Origin of the sequence: Kitasatospora putterlickiae, from assembly GCF_039527695.1 — a bacterium.
Taxonomy (GTDB): domain Bacteria; phylum Actinomycetota; class Actinomycetes; order Streptomycetales; family Streptomycetaceae; genus Kitasatospora; species Kitasatospora putterlickiae.
Map to the genome: position 1 here is coordinate 13,882 of NZ_BAAAKJ010000344.1, position 1,103 is coordinate 14,984.

Here is a 1,103-nt window from a genome sequence, read left to right on the forward strand (position 1 = left end):
GCCGGGGTCCGGTGCCGTCAGGCGCGCAGGTGGGAGGTCACGACCTCCAGGACCGCGTCGCGCTCGTGGGCCAGGTAGAAGTGGCCGCCCGGGAAGACGTGGAGGTCGAAGGCGGCGGTGGTGTGCAGGGCCCAGTCACGCGCCTGCTCGACCGTCACCCGCGGGTCGGCGTCCCCGGTCAGCGCGGTGACCGGCACCGTGACGCCCTCCTCCCGCCCGGCGACGTACGTCTCGATGGCCGTGTAGTCGCCGCGCAGCGACGGCAGGATCAGCGCCCGCAGCTCCGGATCGGCCAGCAGCCGCGCGTCGGTTCCGCCGAGCCGGCCCAGCTCGGCGAGCAGCCCGTCGTCCGGCAGCAGGTGCACCGTGGAGTCGCGCGGCTCGGACGGCGCCCGGCTGCCCGAGACGCACAGCCGCACCGGCCCGCTCACCCCGTCGCGCTCGAAGCGGCGCGCCACCTCGAAGGCGACCGCCGCGCCCATGCTGTGCCCGAACAGGACGAGCGGCCGGTCGGCCCACGGCCGGAGCTCCGCGTAGACGCGCTCGGCGAGCTCGGGCAGCGAGTCGACCGCCGCCTCGTCGATCCGGTCCAGCCGACCGGGGTACTGGACGGCGAGCACGTCGGCGTGCGGCGACAGCGCGGCCGACCAGTCCCGGAAGTACGCGGCCGAGCCGCCCGCGTGCGGGAACATCACGACCCGGGCGGGCGCCGCGTCGAAGGGGTGGTAACGGCGGAACCAGAGGTTGTCGGTGACGGTGGTGCGGCCGGGCATGGGGGCACTCCCTGGTGGCTGACGGATCGACGGGATCATCTCCTGGCACAGTTTCCCCGGCCGACCCGCACCCGCGTCAACCGATCACCGCTCGCACCGATCACCGCTCGCACCGCCGCCGGCGAACCGCCGGCCACCCGCCGAAGCGCGCCTCCGCCGCCCGAGCGCGGGAGGCGCCGTCCAGCAGCAGGACCGAGACCGCCTCCGGGACGGGCGTCGCCGCCGCGCCGCGGGTGTGCGCGGTGAGCGTGCCGAGCAGACGGCCGAGGCCCCGCCGGTGCCGGGAGAAGGCCCGCCGCGACACCCGGCGGCCGCGCGCCCGCTGGCCGG

1 protein-coding gene and 1 pseudogene are annotated in these 1,103 nt (G+C 76.8%); both read right to left on the bottom strand.

Annotated elements, in window-relative coordinates; translation table 11 throughout:
- Positions 1-17 precede the first annotated feature (17 nt).
- A complete protein-coding gene (locus ABD308_RS31965; protein WP_344342858.1) occupies positions 18-773 on the bottom strand; it encodes a thioesterase II family protein in 756 nt (251 codons plus the stop codon).
- Positions 774-873: 100 nt separating this feature from the next.
- Positions 874-1,103 (bottom strand): annotated as a pseudogene (locus ABD308_RS31970) (ATP/GTP-binding protein); the annotation flags it as partial.

Excerpts from the sequence above, each read along its gene's own strand:
- ABD308_RS31965 (WP_344342858.1), bottom strand. The coding sequence starts at position 773 with ATGCCCGGCCGCACCACCGTCACCGACAACCTCTGGTTCCGCCGTTAC.